This window comes from Glutamicibacter sp. FBE19 (assembly GCF_015524875.1).
Classification (GTDB): domain Bacteria; phylum Actinomycetota; class Actinomycetes; order Actinomycetales; family Micrococcaceae; genus Glutamicibacter; species Glutamicibacter halophytocola.
Genome location: NZ_JACKQN010000005.1, coordinates 1 through 19598, shown reverse-complemented (window position 1 = coordinate 19598; position 19598 = coordinate 1). Strand labels below are relative to the sequence as shown.

The window sequence follows — 19598 nt, the reverse complement described above, 5'->3', positions numbered from 1 at the left end:
CCAAGGAGAGTTCCATGACAGGTCCCCGCATCGTCCCACCCGCCCCGTCTTCAAGCAGCGAGGACATCGTTGTGCTCGTGGTCGACGACGAGCCCGAAACCGCGGCATCCCACGCCAAGTACGTTAATCGGGTCCCCGGATTCGCGACCGGCGCGATCGCCAGCAACGGGCAAGAAGCATTGTCCCTGCTCACACGCGCCCGGAATTCAGGGGCTGCCTTCGATCTGGTCCTCCTGGACATGACCTTGCCCGATTTGCACGGGATCGACGTGGCCAAGCGGATGCGCGGGTTGGGCCTGACCACCGACATCATCGCCATCACCGCGGTCCGCGATCTTGCCGTGGTCCGCTCCGCGGTCGCCACCGGCATCACCCAGTACCTCATCAAGCCCTTCACCTTTGCGGCCTTCAGCGAGAAGCTGGAAAATCACCGCCGCTTCATCTCCACCATGCGGTCCACCGGGCCGGACACCAGCCAGGCCGCCTTGGACAACGCCTTTTCCGCGCTGCGCACATCTACCGCTTCCGCTTCCCTGCCCAAGGGCCTGATCCCGGAGACCTTGGCACAGATCAGCGAGCATCTGGCCCGGCAGGCCGAACGCTGCTTTTCAGCCACCGAATTGGGCGAAGAGCTGGGCATCTCGCGGGTCACCGCGCGGCGCTATCTGGAGCACCTGTTCGAGACCAGGGCAGTGCTCAAACAACCGCGGCATGGCACCAGGGGCCGCCCGGAATATGAATACCGGGCAGCTCCTCGAAGCTAGGCCGCCGGCCTAGGCTTGCGCGCGCAGCAGCGGCACCAATTCATCGAGCACTGCAGGGTCCTCGATGGTGGATGGAACGGTGTACTCCTTGCCGTCGGCAATCTGCCGCATGGTCTTGCGCAGGATTTTGCCCGAACGGGTCTTCGGCAACGCGGCAACCACCGTGACTTCGCGGAAGTCCGCCACGGCGCCGATCTGCCGGCGCACCAGGGCGACAATTTCCCGCGCCAAGGTTTCGCCGTCGATCTGAACGCCGGATTTGAGCACCACATAGCCACTGGCGCGCTGCCCCTTGAGCGCATCGGCCAGGCCGATCACGGCGCATTCTGCGACCGCCGGATGGCTGGCCAGCACCTGCTCGATGGCGCCGGTGGACAGCCGGTGCCCGGAAACGTTGATCACGTCATCGGTGCGGCCCATCACGAAGAGGTAGCCGTCCTCATCCAGGAACCCCGAGTCCCCGGTCAGGTAGCACCCCTCGATCTGCGCCAGATACGTGTCGATAAAGCGCTGGTCGTTGCCCCACAGCGTGGTCAACGCACCCGGTGGCAATGGCAGGCGGACAACAATATTTCCCTCCTGGCCCGCTGGCAGCTTTTCGCCCAGGCCATCGCGAATCTGCACCGCGAAGCCAGGCACCGGGGTGGTGGGCGATCCCGCCTTGGCCGGCAGTGCTTCCAGCCCCAGCGGATTCGCGGCGATCGGCCAACCGGTCTCGGTCTGCCACCAGTTATCCACCACGGGAATCCGCAGAAGATCGGAGGCGAAGTGGAAGGTATCGGGGTCCAGTCGCTCTCCGGCGACAAACAGCGCGCGCAGGGTGGACAAGTCATGGCTGGCGATCAGCGCGCCCTGCGGATCCGCCTTGCGCACGGCACGCAACGCAGTTGGCGCGGTGAACATCGTTGTGACCCCGTGGTCCTCGATAATGCGCCCAAAAACTCCAGCATCCGGCGTGCCCACCGGCTTGCCTTCATAGAGGACCGTTGTCGCGCCGGCGATCAGCGGCGCGTACACAATGTAGGAGTGGCCTACGACCCAGCCGACATCGGAGGCGGTGAACATGGTGTCCCCGGGATGCACATCGTAGATTGCGTTCATCGAGTACTGCAGCGCCGTGCCGTAGCCACCGGTGTCGCGGACCACTCCTTTCGGCGCCCCGGTGGTGCCCGAGGTGTACAGCACGTAGAGCGGGTGGGTTGATGGCACGGGCACGGCCGCGGCGGGTGCTGCCTGCTGCGCCTGCTCATCCCAGTCCAGCCAATTGACTTGGTGGCCGTTGATCGGCTGGTTCCGGTAGTCGGCGAGGCCATGCTCGAACCCATCGCGGTGGGCCACAATCACGTCCTTGACGGCTGGTTCTGCCAGGGACAGCGCCTCGGCCACCGCCGGCAGGTATTCGATGCGCCTGCTTGGCTCGATGCCGCCGGAGGCGGTGACCACCGCGACCGGCGCGCAGTCGGTAATACGCGCCGCCAGCTCCTTCGGGGCAAAACCGCCAAAGACCACCGAATGCACGGCACCGAGCCGGGCGCAAGCGAGCATGGCGATCACGGCCTGCGGGATCATCGGCAAGTAGATCAGCACCCGATCCCCCATGCCGACCCCGCGCCCTGCCAATACGCCGGCAAAGGTTTCAACTTCGCTCAGCAGCTGCGCGTAGGTGTAGCTGACGACGCTGCCCAGCATCGCTGAATCATGGATCAGCGCGGTGTGATCTGCGCGGCCGGCGGCAACATGCCGATCGAGCGCATTGCTGGAAAGGTTGAGCTTGCCATCGGGAAACCAGGAATAGAGCGGCTTGCGCGAATCGTCGATGGCTATTTGCGGCACCGTGTCCCATTGGAGATCCTGGGCCGCTTGCAGCCAGAAGGTGGCGGGGTCGTTGGTAGCCTGGGCAAAGGCCCGGCGGTATTCCTGTGCCATTGTTCTTTCCTCCCGGCACCGGGCGTCATTGCCCGGCCCCTGCGTGGTGACTGAGATCGTCCTCGCCGTCAACTCTATGAGCCAAGTCACTCCACCACAAGGTTTATGTATACACTACTTGAAAAAATTTTGGGAAATATTCTCAAATCTCCCAATTTTCCACGGTCCGTGTATACAATTGCAGCATGAGAGCAAGCGACAAGGTCTACGAGAGCCTGCGTGCCGACATTGTCGAATGGCGCTTGGCTCCGGGCACCGTACTCGCAGAAGTCGAGCAGTCAGAACGCCTGGGCGTTTCGCGCACACCGGTTCGCGAGGCGCTGGGGCGGCTGGTTGCCGATGGACTGGCGGTAGCGCAACGCGGGCGAGGCACGGTGGTCTCGGAGGTCAGCGAAGATCACGTAGAAGACCTGTTCGTCCTGCGCGTAGCACTGGAATGCGCCAGCGCCCGGCAGGCAGCCGGCTCAGCGCAGCGAGCAAGCTTCGACGAACTGGCGCAGCGCTTTGAGGCCGCCGCCCTAGAAATAGAGATCCCCGGATCCCGCGAATCCTACTACCAGCTGGTGCAGCTGCTCGACGACTCCATCGACGAGGCTGCGAACAACAAGTACCTGTCCAACGCATTGCGCACCCTGCGGGTTCACCTGCAACGGATTCGGCGCATGGCCAAGGACAACCCCCAACGGCTCAAGGCCTCCGCCGGCGAGCATGCTGCCATAGCGCGAGCGATCGCCAGCGGGAATCCGGAGGTTGCCGCGGCGGCCACCACAGTTCACCTGCACCAATCCTTCACCCACATCATGGCCCACGCGGCCGGATCAGAAAGGCAATGACCATGATCAAGCACCCTGTACGCGTATACCGCTCCGAGGAAAACCTGGCTCGCGAAGACCAGCTGGCGCACAAGATCGCCACGGTGGCCGCCGATCCGGTAGAGGTCACCGCAGAAGTGACCGACATGATCATCAACCGCATCATCGACAATGCCTCGGTGGCCATCGCTTCGCTGAACCGCGGACCTATCATTGCCGCCCGCGCCCAGGCACTGACCCACGCCCCATCCACCGGCGGGGCGGGCGCCAGCGTCTTCGGCATCTCCGAAAAGGTCTCCCCGGAATGGGCGGCCTGGGCCAACGGCGTGGCCGTGCGCGAACTGGACTACCATGACACCTTCCTGGCCGCCGAATACTCGCACCCGGGCGACAACATCCCGCCGATCCTGGCTGTTGCGCAGCACACTGGCGCCTCGGGCAAGGACCTGATCCGCGGCATCGCCACCGGCTACGAAATCCAGGTGGACCTGGTCAAGGCCATCTGCCTGCACAAGCACAAGATCGACCATGTCGCGCACCTGGGCCCATCGGCCGCCGCCGGCATCGGCACCCTGCTGGGCCTGGATGTCGAAATCATCTTCCAGGCCGTGGGACAGGGCCTGCACACCACCACCGCCACCCGCCAGTCGCGCAAGGGCGAAATCTCCACCTGGAAGGCCCACGCCCCGGCCTTCGCCGGCAAGATGGCCGTCGAGGCCGCGGACCGCGCGATGCGCGGCCAGACCTCCCCAGTGCCAATCTACGAGGGCGAAGACGGCGTCATCGCATGGATGCTCGATGGCAAGGATGCCGCCTACGAGGTGCCGCTGCCAGAAGCCGGCGAAGCCAAGCGCGCCATCCTGGACACCTACACCAAGGAGCACTCGGCCGAGTACCAGGCCCAGGCCTGGATCGACCTGGCCCGCAAGCTGCACAGCGAGCACCCGGAGGCCACGGACCCGAAGAACGTCACCTCGGTGCTGATCAAGACCAGCCACCACACCCACTACGTCATCGGCTCCGGCGCGAACGACCCGCAGAAGTACGATCCCACCGCCAGCCGCGAAACCCTGGACCACTCGATCCCGTACATCTTCACCGTGGCCTTGCAGGATGGCGCATGGCACCACGTGGATTCCTACTCCCCTGAGCGTGCCGGCCGCGCCGACACCGTGGAGCTGTGGCACAAGGTCACCACCGAAGAAGATGCGCAATGGACCCGCCGCTACCACTCGCTGGACATCGCGGAGAAGGCCTTCGGCGGTTCGGTGGAAATCACCTTGAACGACGGCACCGTGATCACCGATGAGATCGCCGTGGCCGACGCACACCCACTGGGTGCCCGTCCTTTCGCCCGCGAGCAGTACATCAACAAGTTCCGCACCCTGGCCGCCGGCCTGGTGGACGACGCGGAGATCGACCGCTTCATCGCGGCCGCAGAAAACCTTGAAAATCTGGCCGCAGGCGAACTGGATCAGCTGAACATCCAGGCCGCAGCGGGCGTCATCGACGCAGCGGCCGCACCGAAGGGCCTGTTCTAGCATGTTGTACTCAACCAAAACCCCCGCCGCCAAGCGCCTGGCGCTGCGCGAAATGCTCACCCCGGGAGCTGCCCGCCAGTTCCCCGGCGCTTTCAACCCGCTCTCGGCGAAGCTGATCAGCGAGAAGCAGTTCGACGGCATCTACATTTCCGGTGCGGTGCTCGCCAACGACCTTGGCCTGCCGGATATCGGATTGACCTCGCTGACCGAGGTAGCCACGCGTGCCGGGCAAATCGCCCGCATGTCCGACCTGCCCGCGATCGTGGATGCCGATACGGGATTCGGCGAGCCGATGAACGTGGCCCGCACCATCCAGGAACTCGAATACGCTGGACTTGCCGGGTGCCACATCGAGGACCAATTCAATCCGAAACGCTGCGGCCACCTGGACGGCAAGAACGTGGTGGACACCCACACCATGCTCAAGCGCATCGCCGCCGCCGCTGATGCACGCATCGATCAGAACTTCCTGATCATGGCCCGCACCGATATTCGCGCGGTCGAGGGCCTTGAATCGGCCATCGACCGGGCCAAGGCGATGGTCGACGCCGGAGCCGACGCGATCTTCCCCGAGGCGATGAAAAACGTCGCAGAGTTCGAGGCCGTGTGCAACGCCGTGGATGTGCCGGTACTGGCGAATATGACCGAGTTCGGCAAGTCCGAGCTATTCAACCGCCAACAGCTGGCAGATGCCGGTGTCGCGCTGATCATCTACCCGGTCACCCTGTTGCGCAGCGCCATGGGCGCGGCCGAGCGGGCGCTGGATGCCATCAGCGAGGATGGCACCCAGCAGCGCGAGGTGGATAACATGTTAACCAGGTCACGCCTCTACGAGCTCGTGGACTATGAAGCCTACAACCGCTTTGATACCGGAATCTTCAATTTCCAGGTCCCGACCTTGGACATTGATTCCAATAGCGCCAACCTCTAGATTCGCACCATAGCAGTATCACCAATGCATTATTTCTCCGGCAATGAAGAGGAGCAAGAATGACTACCCCAGAGGAAATCAAAAAGGGCCTGGCAGGCGTTGTCGTTGACTACACCGCCGTCTCCAAGGTCAACCCGGAAACGAACTCGCTGTTGTATCGCGGTTATCCCGTGCAGGACCTGGCCGCTAACAAGTCCTTCGAAGAGGTCGCACTGCTCTTGTGGACCGGGGAATTGCCGAGCCAGAGCGAATTGACCGAGTTCACCGCCTTCGAACGCGCCAACCGCGCTTTGGATCCGCGGGTCAAAGCCGCCATTGATCTGCTGCCTGCCGACTGCCACCCCATGGATGTCGGACGCACCGCAGTATCGGTGATCGGCGCAAACCACCCCGAGGCAGGCAATTCCTCGCCCGAGGCCGAACTGCTCAAGGCCAAGGAACTGTTCGCTGCTTTCCCGGCAGTGGTTGCCTACGACCAGCGCCGCCGCCGCGGCCTGGAGATTGTCGCCCCGCGTGAAGATCTGGACTACTCGTCCAACTTCTTGTGGATGACCTTTGGCGAAGAAGCCGCCCCGGAGGTTGTCGATGCTTTCCGCGTGTCCATGGTGCTCTATGCAGAACACTCTTTCAACGCCTCGACCTTCACCGCCCGAGTAATCACTTCGACCCTGTCGGATCTCCATTCGGCGGTCACTGGGGCCATTGGAGCGTTGAAGGGTCCGCTGCATGGTGGAGCCAACGAAGCGGTGATGCACACCTTTACCGAGATCGGCATCAACAAAGACGAATCTCGCGAAGATGCAGCAAAGCGCGCCAAGGCCTGGATGGTGGAAGCACTGGCCGCGAAGAAGAAAGTCATGGGCTTCGGGCACCGTGTTTACAAGCACGGCGACTCGCGCGTCCCGACCATGAAGGCCGCGTTGGACCGGATGATTGAACACTACGATCGTCACGAAATACTGGGATTGTACGACGGCCTGGAAGCTGCCATGGATGAAGCCAAATCCATCAAGCCAAACCTGGATTACCCGGCCGGCCCGACCTATCACCTCATGGGCTTTGACACCGAGATGTTCACCCCGATCTTCATTGCGGCACGCATTACCGGCTGGACGAGCCATATCTTCGAACAGCGCGCAGCCAACGCGCTGATCCGACCGCTCTCTGCCTATAACGGCTCGGAGCAGCGCGCACTGTAAAAAGTTCAGCTCGCAACAAGGGCCACGGGGACAAAGCAAGCACTTCCACCTCGTGGCCTTTGCCATGTCCAGGACCGGAGTGCACCAGTTAGCCGCCACGCAGGCTTGCAGTATCGAACGAATCAACCTATCGTTTAACGATAGAAACACTTCGAAGAACGATAAGGTATCTTGCCATGGGAAAATTCAGCATTGTCGGGTTGAAGGTAATTCTGGCTGTGATTCTAGCTGGCACATTCTTTGTCCAGCTATTCATGATCCCGATGATTTTCATCCACGAATCACCGAGCGACGGGACGGAGAAGTTCTTTCAAGGTTCCTTCCTCAGCTACCTTTTTCTCGCAGGGCTCATCATTGAAACCTGCGTTTACTGCGTGTGGAAATTAGCGACGAGAGTCAAACGCGGGACTGTTTTCGACCCGGCCTCTTTGGGTTATGTAACGCCCATCATCATCGCCTTCGCGGTCGGCGCCTTGGCCACGCTTGCACTCGGCGCCATCTTCGCTGCCAGCACCGAAATAGCCCCCGGCGTTGTGCTTCTTGTCGGTGGGGCCGGACTCCTGATGATCGGCATCAGCATCATCGTGCTCGTCCTGCGCCAGCTGCTCGAACAAGCGGCAATGACCGAAGCCCAAGCTGCCGAACTTCGCACCGAATTGGGTGGCGTTATCTGATGGGAATTCGAGTAGATATCGACGTGATGCTAGCCAAGCGAAAAATGGGGGTTGGCGAACTATCAGAGAAGATCGGCATCACGCCTGCGAATCTTGCCGTGCTCAAAAATGGACGGGCCAAGGCAGTCCGGTTTAGCACCTTGGAAGCGTTGTGCCGTGAATTGGATTGCCAACCTGGCGACCTGCTGATTTTTGAACCCGACGCCGGCTAGGACAGAGAACGGCATCGGATCAAGATCAATCCCAGGGGTCAAAATCAATCGTTTGCACCGAGATGTTGTCGGAGGCCAGAACTATCCTTGCGGTGAACCTCTGGCCGGCGGCCAGCTGGGGCAGCCAAGTTTTCGAGTCCTGCCACATCTGATCGACGGGCAATTGGTCGATGCGGAACCACAACGGTTCGAGCTCGTCGCTGCTTGCTGCTTGCCCCTCGGCAGATCGCGCGATAAAGGTCATGCAGTCCATGTCAGCGGCGGGCAGCGAACTGAACCTGAATTCAATTCTTGCCGCCAGTTGCAGTTCCGGGCCAGAGACCCTCAGACCCGTTTCTTCGAAAAATTCCCGAACAGCCGCTTGCCTGCTCGACTCCCCCGGTTCATTTTTCCCTCCGGGAAGGACGATCTTTCCTTGCCCGAATCCGCGCAACTTTCGCCCCAGCAGAATTTGGGCATTCCCATCCCGTTCAGCGAGCAAGGCAACCAACGCCACCGGGCGAGGATTAGACGAGTGGCTATTCCCAGACATGGTCATTCAACCCTTGGATGCGCCAGTTGATAGGACTCACGCAGCGAGTCCACCGTCACTTTGGTATAAATCTGCGTTGTAGTCACCGAAGCGTGACCCAGGAGTTCTTGCACTACACGAACATCGGCACCGCCCTCTAGTAAGTGGGTGGCGAAGGAGTGGCGCAAGGTATGCGGCGAAACTTCGACATTGATTCCCGATCGCTGCGCAGCCTTGCTGATCAAGAGCCAAACTGACTGTCGAGACAGCCGGCCACCGCGCTGATTGAGAAAGAGCGCAGGCGTGCCGTTGCCCTTCAGCGCCAACCCAGGTCGCGAACGCACCAGGTAGTCGCTGACCGCTTGCTGCGCGTAACCGCCTACGGGAACGATGCGTTCCTTGGACCCCTTGCCGAAGAGCCGGACCACCGCGTCGTCGGCAAAATGAAGATCGTCCACATCCAGATCGACCACTTCAGAAATTCGAGCACCGGTGGCGTACAAGAATTCCAGGATGGCGCGATCACGCAGGCCTGCCGGAGTTTCGGTACTGATCGAATCCAGCAGTCGAATTACCTGCGCAATGGAAATCGCTTTTGGCAGTGATTGCCCGATTGCCGGGGGCTGAATCTCGCGTGCCGGATTGGGCACGCAAATCCCTTCCAGCTCCCAGTACTTGTGCAACTGCCGTATGGCCACTGCATGCCTGGCCACGGACCTCGCGCCCAAGGGCTTATGGTCGTCGTCGCCGCGGGAAAGCTCCTGCAGATAACCGCTAATGGTGGCCTCGGTGATTTGCTGTGGATCGTTCACGTTATAGGTTTGCAGCACATCTGCATAGCGGGCTAGGTCCCGGCGGTACGATGCAAGCGTGTTCTCGGCTAGGCCTCGTTCGATGGCCAGGTGCTGCAAGTAGCGCTTGACCGCCTGCTCAAAGCCGTCGCTCATCCTTCGCGCAGATTGGGGTGAACCTCGAATGGTTCATTCGCGTCGCGCAAATTGGTGTACTTGCTAGCTCGTGCAGCTTGAGCAGCCAGGAGCGCGATCATTGCCGTTGGATTGTGAATCTTGCCGGCCAGTACGGCGGCAACAGCTTCTTCCAATGGAACCCAGGTGCTGATCATTTCAGCTTCTTCTTCGGTGCGTTCATGTCGCTGGTCCTCCGGCACGAGCTGCGGTTCGCGTGCTAGATATACTCGCACGGCCTCCGATGACGAGCCTGGCGAAAGGAAGACATCCGTCAAAATTGACCAATGATTTGCCGTTCGGTCCGCTTCTTCCCAGAGCTCACGCTTGGCTGCATCCAGCGGTGCCTCGCCCTCGATATCCAACAGCCCCGCAGGAATCTCCCATAAGCGCATCCCGACTGGATGGCGATACTGATTGATCATCAGCACTCGCTCGTCATCATCCATCACCAATACACTGACGGCGCCAGGGTGGTTGATGTAATCACGTTCAATGGTTCCGCCAGTCTCTGAAAGCTTCACCGAATCGTGGATGACGTTCCAGATTCGCCCTTCGTACACTGTTTCCCGGCCCAGTAATTCGCGCGGAGAGAATTCGTCGGAAATTGGAGGCATCGACACCAGGTTCGTCCTTTGGTAGGTAATAGCTGTCCTTCAATTCCAAGCTTAAACAGCCGCGCGCCGGTCAAGAGTAACCGGCGCGCGAGTGCTTGCAGAGAATTCGCTCTGCCCGAAGTTTGCTAGTTGCGCTGATCCAAGGCAGCAGCAACCAGGCCAGCGAACATCGGGTGTGGTCGTGTCGGGCGGCTGGAGAGCTCCGGGTGCGCCTGAGTGGAGACGTAGTAAGGGTGAACATCCTTTGGAAGTTCCACAAATTCTACAAGGCTGCCATCTGGCGAAGTGCCGGAGAAGACCAGTCCAGCTTCTTCCAGCTGCGCGCGGTACGAGTTGTTGACCTCGTAACGGTGACGGTGGCGTTCTGCTACGTCGGTCGTGCCGTAGGTTTCGGCCAGGACCGACCCTTCAGCCAGCTTTGCCTCATAAAGGCCAAGGCGCATGGTTCCGCCCAAATCGCCCTTGCCATCCACGATCTCCAGCTGCTCCTCCATGGTCGCGATGACCGGGGTGGTGGTATCTGGATCGAATTCGGTGGACGATGCGCCTTCAAGGCCAGCAACGTTACGCGCGTATTCGATGACCATGGACTGCAGGCCAAGGCAAAGGCCGAGGGTAGGCAGCTTGTTCTCACGAGCGAAACGCAGTGCGCCCAGCTTGCCTTCGAGGCCGCGAATGCCGAAGCCGCCTGGCACGCAGATTGCTTCAACGCCAGCGAGAGCCTTGGCAGCTCCGGCTTCAGTGGCGCATTCATCTGCTGGAACCCAGCGAATGTTGACCTTGGCGTTGTTAGCGAATCCACCGGCGCGCAATGCTTCGGTCACCGAAAGGTAGGCGTCCGGGAGGTCGATGTACTTGCCAACCAGAGCTACGGTCAGCTCGGTGCTTGGGTTGTGCACAACGTCCAGCAGGCGATCCCACGAGCTCCAGTCGACATCGCGGAACTTCAGTTCCAAAGTCTGCACGATGTAGGCGTCCAGGCCCTGAGCGTGGATGACCTTGGGGATGTCGTAGATGCTCGGGGCATCAGCGCAGTTGATGACAGCTTCGGTGTCCACGTCGCAAGTGCGTCCGAGCTTGGCTCGCATCTCTGCAGGAATCGGACGATCGGAACGGATGACCAATGAGTCTGGCTGAATGCCGATGGAGCGCAACGCAGCTACGGAGTGCTGGGTTGGCTTGGTCTTCAGCTCATGGCTCGGGCCAATGAATGGAACCAGGGATACATGTACGAAGAAAGCGTTCTTGCGGCCGATGTCCTGTCGAACCTGGCGCGCTGCTTCCAAGAATGGCTGGGATTCGATGTCGCCAACAGTGCCACCGATTTCGGTGATGATCACATCTGGAGCTGACTTGCCGGCGGCAGGATCAGTGGCGGCCAAGCGCATACGGCGCTTGATTTCATCCGTGATGTGCGGGATCACCTGGACGGTATCGCCCAAGTACTCACCGCGACGTTCACGTTCCAGAACGGTTGAATACACCTGACCGGTAGTTACGTTGGCGGTACCAGGAAGGTTCTCATCCAGGAAGCGCTCATAGTGTCCGATATCCAGATCGGTTTCTGCGCCATCGTCAGTGACGAAGACTTCACCGTGCTGGAATGGGTTCATAGTACCTGGATCGACGTTCAGGTAGGGATCGAGCTTCTGCATGGTCACTGAGAGACCACGAGCTCGAAGTAGATGTCCAAGGCTGGATGCCGTCAATCCCTTACCAAGGGAAGAGGCCACACCGCCGGTGACGAAGATATGCTTTGTCGTTTCAGACGACCGAGAATCACGAGTTGAATTACGCTGCACCACGGGATTTCATCCTATCACCATTCCAATATTTAGCATCCTTCTAAAACTCTAGTGCACCATCACGCGAAGCCCTAGCCTCACCGTAATTCAGGCATTCACCAAGACTTTTAGCCGAAAATCTATTTCGCGGTGGTGAGCGATGACACTAGAATCTGGGCTTCGGAAAGCAATTCCTCCGCATGGGCCTGAGCTGTATCCGATTCCTCTTGGCCCGCGAGCATCCTAGCCAATTCCTTGACGCGTGCATCCTGATCGAGGCTAATCACATCGCTGGCGGTGTAGCCCGCACCTGATTTCGATGTAGCATCCGAATTCTTGATCACTCGAATATGGCGATCCGCATACGCGGCAACCTGGGGCAGGTGTGTCACGACGATGACCTGCACGTGCCTGGCGAGCATTGCCAGGCGTTCGCCAATGGCTACGGCAGCCTTGCCGCCTACACCCTGGTCGACTTCGTCGAAAACGAACGTCGGCACCGGGTCGACCGCCGCCAACACGACTTCAATGGCCAGCATGACACGCGAGAGTTCGCCACCGCTGGCGCCCTTGCCCAAAGCCCGTGGAGCGGCACCGGCATGAGGGGCGAGCAGCATCGAAATTGCGTCCTGGCCGAAGGCCCCCGGCTCGTCCAATTCGGCGACTTCAATAACGAGCTTTGCATCTGGCATTGCCAAGGCTTTAAGTTCGGCCGAAACCTGCGAGGAGAGCTTTTTCGCCGCTTTGCGTCGAGATTCCGACAGCTCGGAGGCAAGCGAAGCGACGCGATGCTCAAGCTCAACTACTTCATTCTCAAGCTCCGCAATCCGCGAATCATCGCCACCAAGCCGCTCGAGGCGGGAACGGGCCTCGGACGCCCAGCTGATCACTTCGTCGACGCTCGGAGCGTACTTCCGCATCAGCTTGTTCAAATCAGCGCGGCGGGCTTCGATCTGCGCAAGCCGCTCCGGGCCTTCCTCGTCGAGATCTGCGGCATAGGCCGCCAGATCGCTGGACAGCTCTGAGGCAAGAATGCCAAGTTCTGCAGCACGCTCGGCAAAGGAGGACAATACGGGATCGTCGCCACTGGCCTGCGCGAGCACTCCCCTGGCAGTTTCCACCAGCGTCGTGACTCCAGGGTTCTCGAAATCTTCGGAATCGATTACGGACTGCGCTTGCTGGCTGGCAGATCGAAGCGACTCAACGTTGCCCAACTTGATCGACTGCTCGCGCAAGGTTTCATCCTCACCCGGCTGCGGATCCAGCGACTCAATCTCATCCAGGGCCAAGCGCAAATTCTCGGCCTCGCGCACTCGATTGCGCGATTCGGTCTTCAGGCTCGATAGCTCTTTAGTTGCGGAGCGCCACTGGCGGTACGAGCGCTGGTAGCTGCTCAAGAGGCGGGTGAGCGATTGTCCGGCAAAGCGATCGAGGGCATCGCGTTGAGCGGCTGGCTCCTTGAGCCGAATCTGATCGGATTGGCCGTGGACTGCGACGAGATCATGGCCCAGCTCGGCGAGCAGGCCCACCGGGGCGCTGCGCCCGCCAATGGTAGCCCTGGAACGCCCCTGGGCCGACAGCGATCGGGAAAGCAGCAGTTCGCTCTGTTCGCCAGCCGGTTCAATAAAGGCACCGGCCTGGCTGGCAGAATCTAGTACATGGTGATCCGGCGGCAAGTGCACCACGGCCTCGGCGAGGGCATGCTTGGCACCGTTTCGCACCGCCCCGGCATCGGCACGACGCCCCAGCAGCAAGGACAGCGCGGTGATCACCATGGTCTTGCCAGCCCCGGTTTCACCGGTGACCACTGTGAGCCCTGGGCCCAGTGGAAGGGTGGCCTCGGTAATCACACCAAGGTTGGAAATCTGGATTTCCTGAATCATTGCCTGCTCCCGAATGTCGAGTTCAAGTCGTACCGTGAGATTTTAGTATATGTGTTCTAACCCTGTTTTTCGTAGTTATGTTCGAGCGTGTGGAAAATTTTTCTGGAACTCGTTTATTCCGGGCCATCGTCGGTTCGCGCGACCATGGGGATTCCCGGTTCGTCACGGTGGTGCGGCTCGACACTCTGCAAGCCAGGACCGATAACCGGAAGGGCGGCAGTGGCTGATCGGCGTGCATCTACCTTTGCCGGCCCGCGCCATCCAGTGATCGGCAATTCAAACTTGTTGACCAGGCGCTCGGAAAATGGCGTGGTATTCAAACGCGCCAAATACACCGGGCGGCTGCTGCGCGTGACCTCCACGCGGGCGCCAGGCGGCAATTCGATAGTTCGCCGGCCATCGCACCACAGCACGGCGCCGGCATCGGTGCGGGTGAGGATCTCGACCGCCATCACTGAATCCGGCGACACGACCAGCGGCTTGGCAAAAAGCGCATGGGCCGAAATCGGCACCATGATCAGCGCAGCTACATCCGGCCACACCACTGGCCCGCCTGCGGAGAAGGAATAGGCGGTCGATCCGGTGGGCGTTGCCATCACGACGCCGTCGCAGCCAAAGGTCGAAATTGGGCGGCCATCAACTTCGATCACCACTTCGACCATGCGTTCGCGATTGGCTTTCTCCACGGCGGCTTCGTTCAACGCCCAGGTTTCAGCTAGGCATACATTATCGAGCCAGACCTTGACCTCGATGGTCATCCGCTCTTCGACGGTATATTCCTGATTGACCAGGGCGTCCACCGTTGCTGCGAGTTCGCTGCGTTCCGCTTCGGCGAGGAAACCCACATGCCCGAGGTTCACGCCCACCAGTGGAAGCGGTGCCTCACGGACCAATTCGGCGGCGCGGAGCACCGATCCGTCTCCCCCAAGCACCACGCCCAGGTCAACGTCGTCAATCTGGCAGTCCTCGCCAAGGATTTCGATCGACTCGATGGCCTCGCCGATGGCGTCGGTCATGGCTTCGTGGTCCTTGCGCCGCATCACCGTGATGGCACCGGCAGCTTTGAGCAATGAACAGGTTTCTATGGCCGCGGCGATCGCTTCTTGGCGTCCGGTATGGGTGAAAACTAGAATTCGGCGCAAGGCGGGCGGCCCCTCTCAGGATCGTGAGATGCAAAATGACCGAGGCGTTCGACCCCGGCTAATGCACGTCACTTCTAAGAATAGTCAACGTTCTGCTCAATCAGCGCAACATCCGCCGGCTGTGCATTTTCCCCGGCCTTGAGCCACAAGAAGAATTCGACGTTGCCGTCCTGGCCGGGCAACGGGCTGCGCGCCAGGCCTTGCAAATGCAGCCCTGCCTTTCGTGCGCTGGCAATCACCGCGTCTACGGCTGTTTGGCGCAATTGGGGGTCGGTGACTACTCCGGTGCGGTTCAAATGCTCGCGGCCGACCTCGAATTGGGGCTTGGCCATGAGCACCAGCGAACCGCCGGGCTTGGTGGCCCCAGCCAGGGCATCGATCACCAGGCGCAAGGAAATGAAGGACAAGTCGGCTACTACGAGGTCGACAACTCCCCCAATATCTTCGGGCGTGAGGTAGCGGACGTTGAGTCCTTCATGGACCGAGACCCGGGGGTCTTCGCGAATTTCGGCGACCAGCTGTCCATGTCCGACATCGGCTGCGACCACATGTTCTGCACCGCGGCGCAGCAATACATCGGTGAATCCCCCGGTAGACGCACCAGCATCAAGGCAGCGCAGACCGGCAGGTTCGATAGTGGCAAAGACATCTAGTGCGCCGGCCAGCTTGTGCCCGGCACGAGAAACGTATTCTTCGCTGCCGCTGGGCAGCACCGCAAGTTCATCGGCGGCAGAAACCTTCTTTGAGGCCTTGGCGGCAGGATGCCCTGCCAGCAGCACGCGCCCGGCGGCAATCAGCTTGCCTGCTTCAGTGCGCGAACGGGCCAGACCTCGGGTGACGAGTTCTTGATCGAGCCTTGTCACCGGCTGTGCTCCGCGCGATTGAGTTCTTGCTGCAGCCCTTCGAGCAACTGCTCATAGACCTCTGCATGCTCGGTAATATCGTGATCGGCCAACGATGACAGGGCCTGCTCTACCTGCGCATCGTCCATGCCCCGCGGGCCGGGAGCAGGCACTGGGTTCTGTGGAATCATGCTTAGCCTCGAACCCGGCGCAGGGTATCCAGTCCACGCTCGGTAAACCGGATTTCTGGTACTTCATGGCCGCTCTGGCGCGGGTGGGCAAGCCACCAGGCGTGGCAGGCGGCGCGCCAGGCATTCAGGTCCGACTCGCTGCCAGAGACTTCGATCGCTCCGGCGTCAACCTTGGCCACCGCTTCGCCCACTTGCACGCCATAGCCCAAAACCTTGATGGTCGGGTACGGGCGGTACAGGTCAGCCAGCGTGTTGATGAGGTAATTGGGGCGTTGCTCCACTGGAGCTCCAAGGGCGGTACGCGGCGAATCCACGCCGGTCAGCACCAAGGCGGTGGAGAACCCGGCCCGGAATCCACCGAGAATGTCGGTATCCAGCCGATCGCCAACCACCAGCGGACGATGCGAATCCAGTCGATCCGCGGCACGGGCAAAAAGGTACGACTCGGGCTTGCCGGCGACCTGCGGCTCAGCTCCCGTCGCCAATTTCACCGCGTTGACCAGCGATCCATTGCCCGGGGCAATGCCCTCAGCGCGCGGGATCGTCAGGTCGGTATTAGTGGCAACCCAGATGGCGCCATTGTTGATGGCGTAGCTGGCCTCGGCCAGGTTTTTCCACGACAGGTCGGGGTCGAATCCCTGGATGACCGCTACCGGTTCATCGGCATGGGATTCGACCACTTCCAGGCCGCGAACTGCAATGCATTCGCGCAGGTAGGGCGAACCCACCACCAAAACCTTGGATCCCGGATTTAATTCGCGTGCGAGCATCTCGGCGCCGGCATCTGCCGAACCGAAAATTTGCTCAGCGCTGGTCTTCACTCCCAGCTGGCGCAGGTGCGCTGCGACAGACATCGGCGAACGCCCTGCATTGTTGGTAATGAAGGCCAGAGTGACATTCACTTCCGCAAGGGTGTTCAGCGACTCGACAGCGTCATCGATGGCGTTGGGGCCAGCGTAGACAACTCCGTCGAGGTCGGAGAGGACAGAATCAAATCCAGAAATCAGCATTCGGTGGTGGTTCCTACTACTTGTTGTTTTTGGCTGCTACTGCCACAGCTTACTTCGAGGACTCGTCCTCGGACTCAGCTGGCTCGCCCTCCGTGCCGGATTCGGCGACTTCGCTCAGGCCGTCTTCCTCATCGATCCCGGTTGCAGCCTCTTCGGCTGCTTCAGTCTCGTCATCCTGGTCTGAAACTTCGTCCTCGACCTCGGTCTCATCCTCAACCGGGTCGATCAAGTCCTTTGCACGGGGAGCTTCTTCCTCTTCATCCATTTCTGGAGCCAAGTCCATGATGAATGATTCGGTTTCCTGCTCGATGCCCAGCGCACGCTCGGCAACCTCGACCTGCTCGTTCCAGCGCTTTGCGTCCTCGGGACGGCCAGCGGCCGACAACAGATCCGCGTAGGCAGTGAACAGGCGCGGGCTGAAGGAGAACGCGCGGTTGAAGTTCAGCTGTTCCAAGGATTCCAGCTCTGCCAATGCCTCATCCAGCTTGCCCAGATCGCCAAAGGCGCCGGCAGCTACAATCTGCATCTCGACCTTCACGGCAGCTTCGAGGTTGGCGGACTCTTCCGACTGAGCCAACTCGATGGCCTTTTCCGGGCGGCCCAGCGCGCGCAGCGAATCAGCGATCAACGGCAGGTTGTAATCTGAACCGGAAATCCGGCGGTGGGTGCGCAATTCGCGCAGTGCGTCTGCATACTTGCCAGCGTGGTAAGCCGCGATGCCAACTGCTTCACGAACTACCGCCACGCGGCCACCACGACGCGAAGCTGCCAAGGTGTGCTCGTAAGCAAGCTCTGGATCTTCTTCCAACAGGCGCCCAGCCATCACCAGGTGCTTTGCAACCCAGCCTGCAGAACGTTCCTCAAGGTAGCGGAGCTGAGCGCGAGCAACACGATCCAGTTCCTTACCGGTGACATCCTCGTCGATATCCGGAGATTGCGTGCGGTCAGCACGGTTTGAGATACGCAGATCGCCTGGGTTATGAGCGCGTGCAGTTTCTGCACGTGGGTCTTCGAAACGCTGTCCGCGTGCTGGTCGATCGCCCTTGGAGCGGTCGTCCTTGCGGAAGTTGCCGCGATCATCATTGCGCTTGAAACCACCGCGGTTGTCATCGCGACGGTCATTGCGGAAGCCGCCACGGTCCTCGTTGCGCTTGAAGCCGCCACCGTTGTCGTCACGGCGGTCATTGCGGAAGCCGCCACGGTCCTCGTTGCGCTTGAAGCCACCGCGGTCATCATTACGGTCGCTGCGGAAGCCACCGCGCTTGTCGTCACGACGATCGTTGCGGAAACCGCCACGGTCCTCATTGCGCTTAAAGCCGCCACGGTCCTCGTTGCGCTTGAAGCCACCGCCGTTGTCATCGCGACGATCGTTGCGGAAACCGCCACGGTCTTCATTGCGCTTGAAACCACCACGGCTATCATCACGATCATTGCGGAAACCGCCACGGTCTTCGTTGCGCTTAAAGCCACCGCGATTGTCATCACGCTTGAATCCGCCACGGTTGTCTTCACGACGGTCATTGCGGAAGCCACCGCGGTCTTCGTTGCGCTTAAAGCCACCACGGTTATCATCGCGATCATTGCGGAAGCCACCGCGATCTTCATTGCGCTTGAAGCCACCGCCGTTGTCTTCACGACGGTCATTGCGGAAACCGCCACGGTCTTCGTTGCGCTTGAAGCCACCGCGATTGTCATCACGCTTGAATCCGCCACGGTTGTCTTCACGACGGTCATTGCGGAAACCGCCACGGTCTTCATTGCGCTTGAAGCCACCACGGTTATCATCACGGTCCTGGCGGAAGCCACCGCGGCTCTCATCACGACGGTCATTACGGAAGCCACCACGGTCCTCGTTGCGCTTGAAACCACCACGATTATCATCACGCTTGAAACCACCGCGATTGTCATCACGACGGTCATTACGGAAGCCACCACGGTCCTCGTTGCGCTTGAAAGCACCACGGTTTTCATCGCGATCCTGGCGGAAGCCACCACGGTTATCCTCACGACGGTCGTTGCGGAAACCACCGCGATCATCATTGCGCTTAAATTCGCCACGATCATCGCGACGCTTAAAGCCATCACGGGAATTGTTGCGGTTTGTATCTGAATTCCGGAAGTCGCCTCGCCCGTTATCAGAACTACGGCGGAAATCGTTAGACATTTAATGTCCCCTTCAGCGGCAATCTCAATACCGCAACCTTCGTGATCGCTTGCACGATGCACTTCACTATTAACTAATCAGCGTGCTCCAACGGCACGAACAACTAACTTCAAGTCTACGGGAGCAAAGACTCATACCATAGGGATTAGAAGCCAATGTGGTAAGACACTCAGTCCAACAAACTCCAGCGTTGCTGAATGAAATTCCGTCAAGGTGCCGCGGTAGCGATCAACGCCCGTGACCGTTAAACAGGAAAAAAAGGGGGGCCAGGCACCCACCCGAACCCCCACCAACCAACAAGCCGCAACCAACAAGCCAACCCAGCACCAACAAGCCAACCAGCAGTTTGCTGGTTAAACAAGCAAGGGCCCCAACACACAAACTGTGTCAGGGCCCAAACCACATATTATTCAAGTTAAGTCCGGCGGTG

At 60.3% G+C, this 19598-nt stretch carries 19 protein-coding genes; 8 read left to right on the top strand and 11 right to left on the bottom strand.

Annotated elements, in window-relative coordinates; genetic code table 11:
• The first annotated feature begins 14 nt into the window (after positions 1–14).
• Positions 15–764 (top strand): response regulator, encoded by a 750-nt coding sequence (locus H6F58_RS09875; RefSeq protein ID WP_146278109.1) that lies wholly within the window; start codon positions 15–17, stop codon positions 762–764.
• Between the two features lie 9 nt (positions 765–773).
• Here the strand turns inward: H6F58_RS09875 and H6F58_RS09870 are convergent, their stop codons facing one another.
• Entirely contained in the window at positions 774–2690 is a 1917-nt protein-coding gene (locus H6F58_RS09870) for an AMP-binding protein (protein ID WP_195181683.1), read from the bottom strand.
• Between the two features lie 185 nt (positions 2691–2875).
• Between H6F58_RS09870 and H6F58_RS09865 the strand changes: the two genes are divergently transcribed.
• From H6F58_RS09865 to H6F58_RS09840, 6 genes are all read left to right on the top strand, one after another.
• Complete coding sequence (locus tag H6F58_RS09865) at positions 2876–3523, top strand: GntR family transcriptional regulator (RefSeq protein WP_146278107.1); 648 nt, start codon at positions 2876–2878, stop codon at positions 3521–3523.
• Positions 3524–3525: 2 nt separating this feature from the next.
• Positions 3526–5043, top strand: a complete 1518-nt coding sequence (locus H6F58_RS09860) for an MmgE/PrpD family protein (protein ID WP_195181682.1) — start codon at positions 3526–3528, stop codon at positions 5041–5043.
• A 1-nt stretch (position 5044) separates the two neighbouring features.
• Positions 5045–5974 carry a methylisocitrate lyase gene (gene prpB / locus H6F58_RS09855; RefSeq protein ID WP_195181681.1) on the top strand — a complete coding sequence of 310 codons (930 nt, stop codon included), beginning with the start codon at positions 5045–5047 and terminating at the stop codon, positions 5972–5974.
• 59 nt (positions 5975–6033) lie between these two features.
• Positions 6034–7173 carry a bifunctional 2-methylcitrate synthase/citrate synthase gene (locus H6F58_RS09850; protein ID WP_060701188.1) on the top strand — a complete coding sequence of 380 codons (1140 nt, stop codon included), beginning with the start codon at positions 6034–6036 and terminating at the stop codon, positions 7171–7173.
• Between the two features lie 176 nt (positions 7174–7349).
• Positions 7350–7847: a DUF2975 domain-containing protein gene (locus H6F58_RS09845; protein ID WP_060701187.1), complete on the top strand. Its 498-nt coding sequence runs from the start codon at positions 7350–7352 to the stop codon at positions 7845–7847.
• On the top strand, positions 7847–8059 hold the full coding sequence (locus H6F58_RS09840) for a helix-turn-helix transcriptional regulator (RefSeq protein ID WP_060701186.1): 213 nt from the start codon (positions 7847–7849) through the stop codon (positions 8057–8059). The genes H6F58_RS09845 and H6F58_RS09840 overlap by 1 nt, the downstream gene beginning before the upstream one ends.
• Positions 8060–8084: 25 nt before the next feature.
• Here the strand turns inward: H6F58_RS09840 and H6F58_RS09835 are convergent, their stop codons facing one another.
• From H6F58_RS09835 to H6F58_RS09790, 10 genes are all read right to left on the bottom strand, one after another.
• The gene (locus tag H6F58_RS09835; protein WP_195181680.1) at positions 8085–8591 is read right to left on the bottom strand and encodes an NUDIX domain-containing protein; all 507 of its coding nucleotides are present in this window, start codon (positions 8589–8591) and stop codon (positions 8085–8087) included.
• A 2-nt stretch (positions 8592–8593) separates the two neighbouring features.
• Positions 8594–9517, bottom strand: coding sequence for a site-specific tyrosine recombinase XerD (gene xerD, locus H6F58_RS09830; RefSeq protein WP_146278103.1), 924 nt, complete (start codon positions 9515–9517; stop codon positions 8594–8596).
• Positions 9514–10152, bottom strand: a complete 639-nt coding sequence (locus H6F58_RS09825) for an NUDIX hydrolase (RefSeq protein ID WP_146278300.1) — start codon at positions 10150–10152, stop codon at positions 9514–9516. Before H6F58_RS09825 ends, xerD begins: the two co-directional genes overlap by 4 nt.
• Before the next feature lie 125 nt (positions 10153–10277).
• On the bottom strand, positions 10278–11957 hold the full coding sequence (locus H6F58_RS09820) for a CTP synthase (RefSeq protein WP_195181679.1): 1680 nt from the start codon (positions 11955–11957) through the stop codon (positions 10278–10280).
• 119 nt (positions 11958–12076) lie between these two features.
• Positions 12077–13819, bottom strand: a complete 1743-nt coding sequence (gene recN / locus H6F58_RS09815) for a DNA repair protein RecN (RefSeq protein ID WP_146278102.1) — start codon at positions 13817–13819, stop codon at positions 12077–12079.
• A 113-nt stretch (positions 13820–13932) separates the two neighbouring features.
• On the bottom strand, positions 13933–14961 hold the full coding sequence (locus tag H6F58_RS09810) for an NAD kinase (RefSeq protein WP_060701181.1): 1029 nt from the start codon (positions 14959–14961) through the stop codon (positions 13933–13935).
• Positions 14962–15035: 74 nt separating this feature from the next.
• On the bottom strand, positions 15036–15824 hold the full coding sequence (locus H6F58_RS09805; RefSeq protein ID WP_146278101.1) for a TlyA family RNA methyltransferase: 789 nt from the start codon (positions 15822–15824) through the stop codon (positions 15036–15038).
• Positions 15821–15994 (bottom strand): hypothetical protein, encoded by a 174-nt coding sequence (locus tag H6F58_RS09800; RefSeq protein WP_171919494.1) that lies wholly within the window; start codon positions 15992–15994, stop codon positions 15821–15823. Before H6F58_RS09800 ends, H6F58_RS09805 begins: the two co-directional genes overlap by 4 nt.
• 2 nt (positions 15995–15996) lie before the next feature.
• Positions 15997–17004, bottom strand: coding sequence for an HAD-IIA family hydrolase (locus H6F58_RS09795; RefSeq protein WP_146278100.1), 1008 nt, complete (start codon positions 17002–17004; stop codon positions 15997–15999).
• A 49-nt stretch (positions 17005–17053) separates the two neighbouring features.
• Complete coding sequence (locus H6F58_RS09790) at positions 17054–17827, bottom strand: hypothetical protein (RefSeq protein ID WP_146278099.1); 774 nt, start codon at positions 17825–17827, stop codon at positions 17054–17056.
• A 156-nt stretch (positions 17828–17983) separates the two neighbouring features.
• On the opposite strand from H6F58_RS09790, the gene H6F58_RS09785 reads away from it, so the two are divergent.
• Complete coding sequence (locus H6F58_RS09785; protein WP_195181678.1) at positions 17984–19114, top strand: hypothetical protein; 1131 nt, start codon at positions 17984–17986, stop codon at positions 19112–19114.
• Positions 19115–19598: the final 484 nt, after the last annotated feature.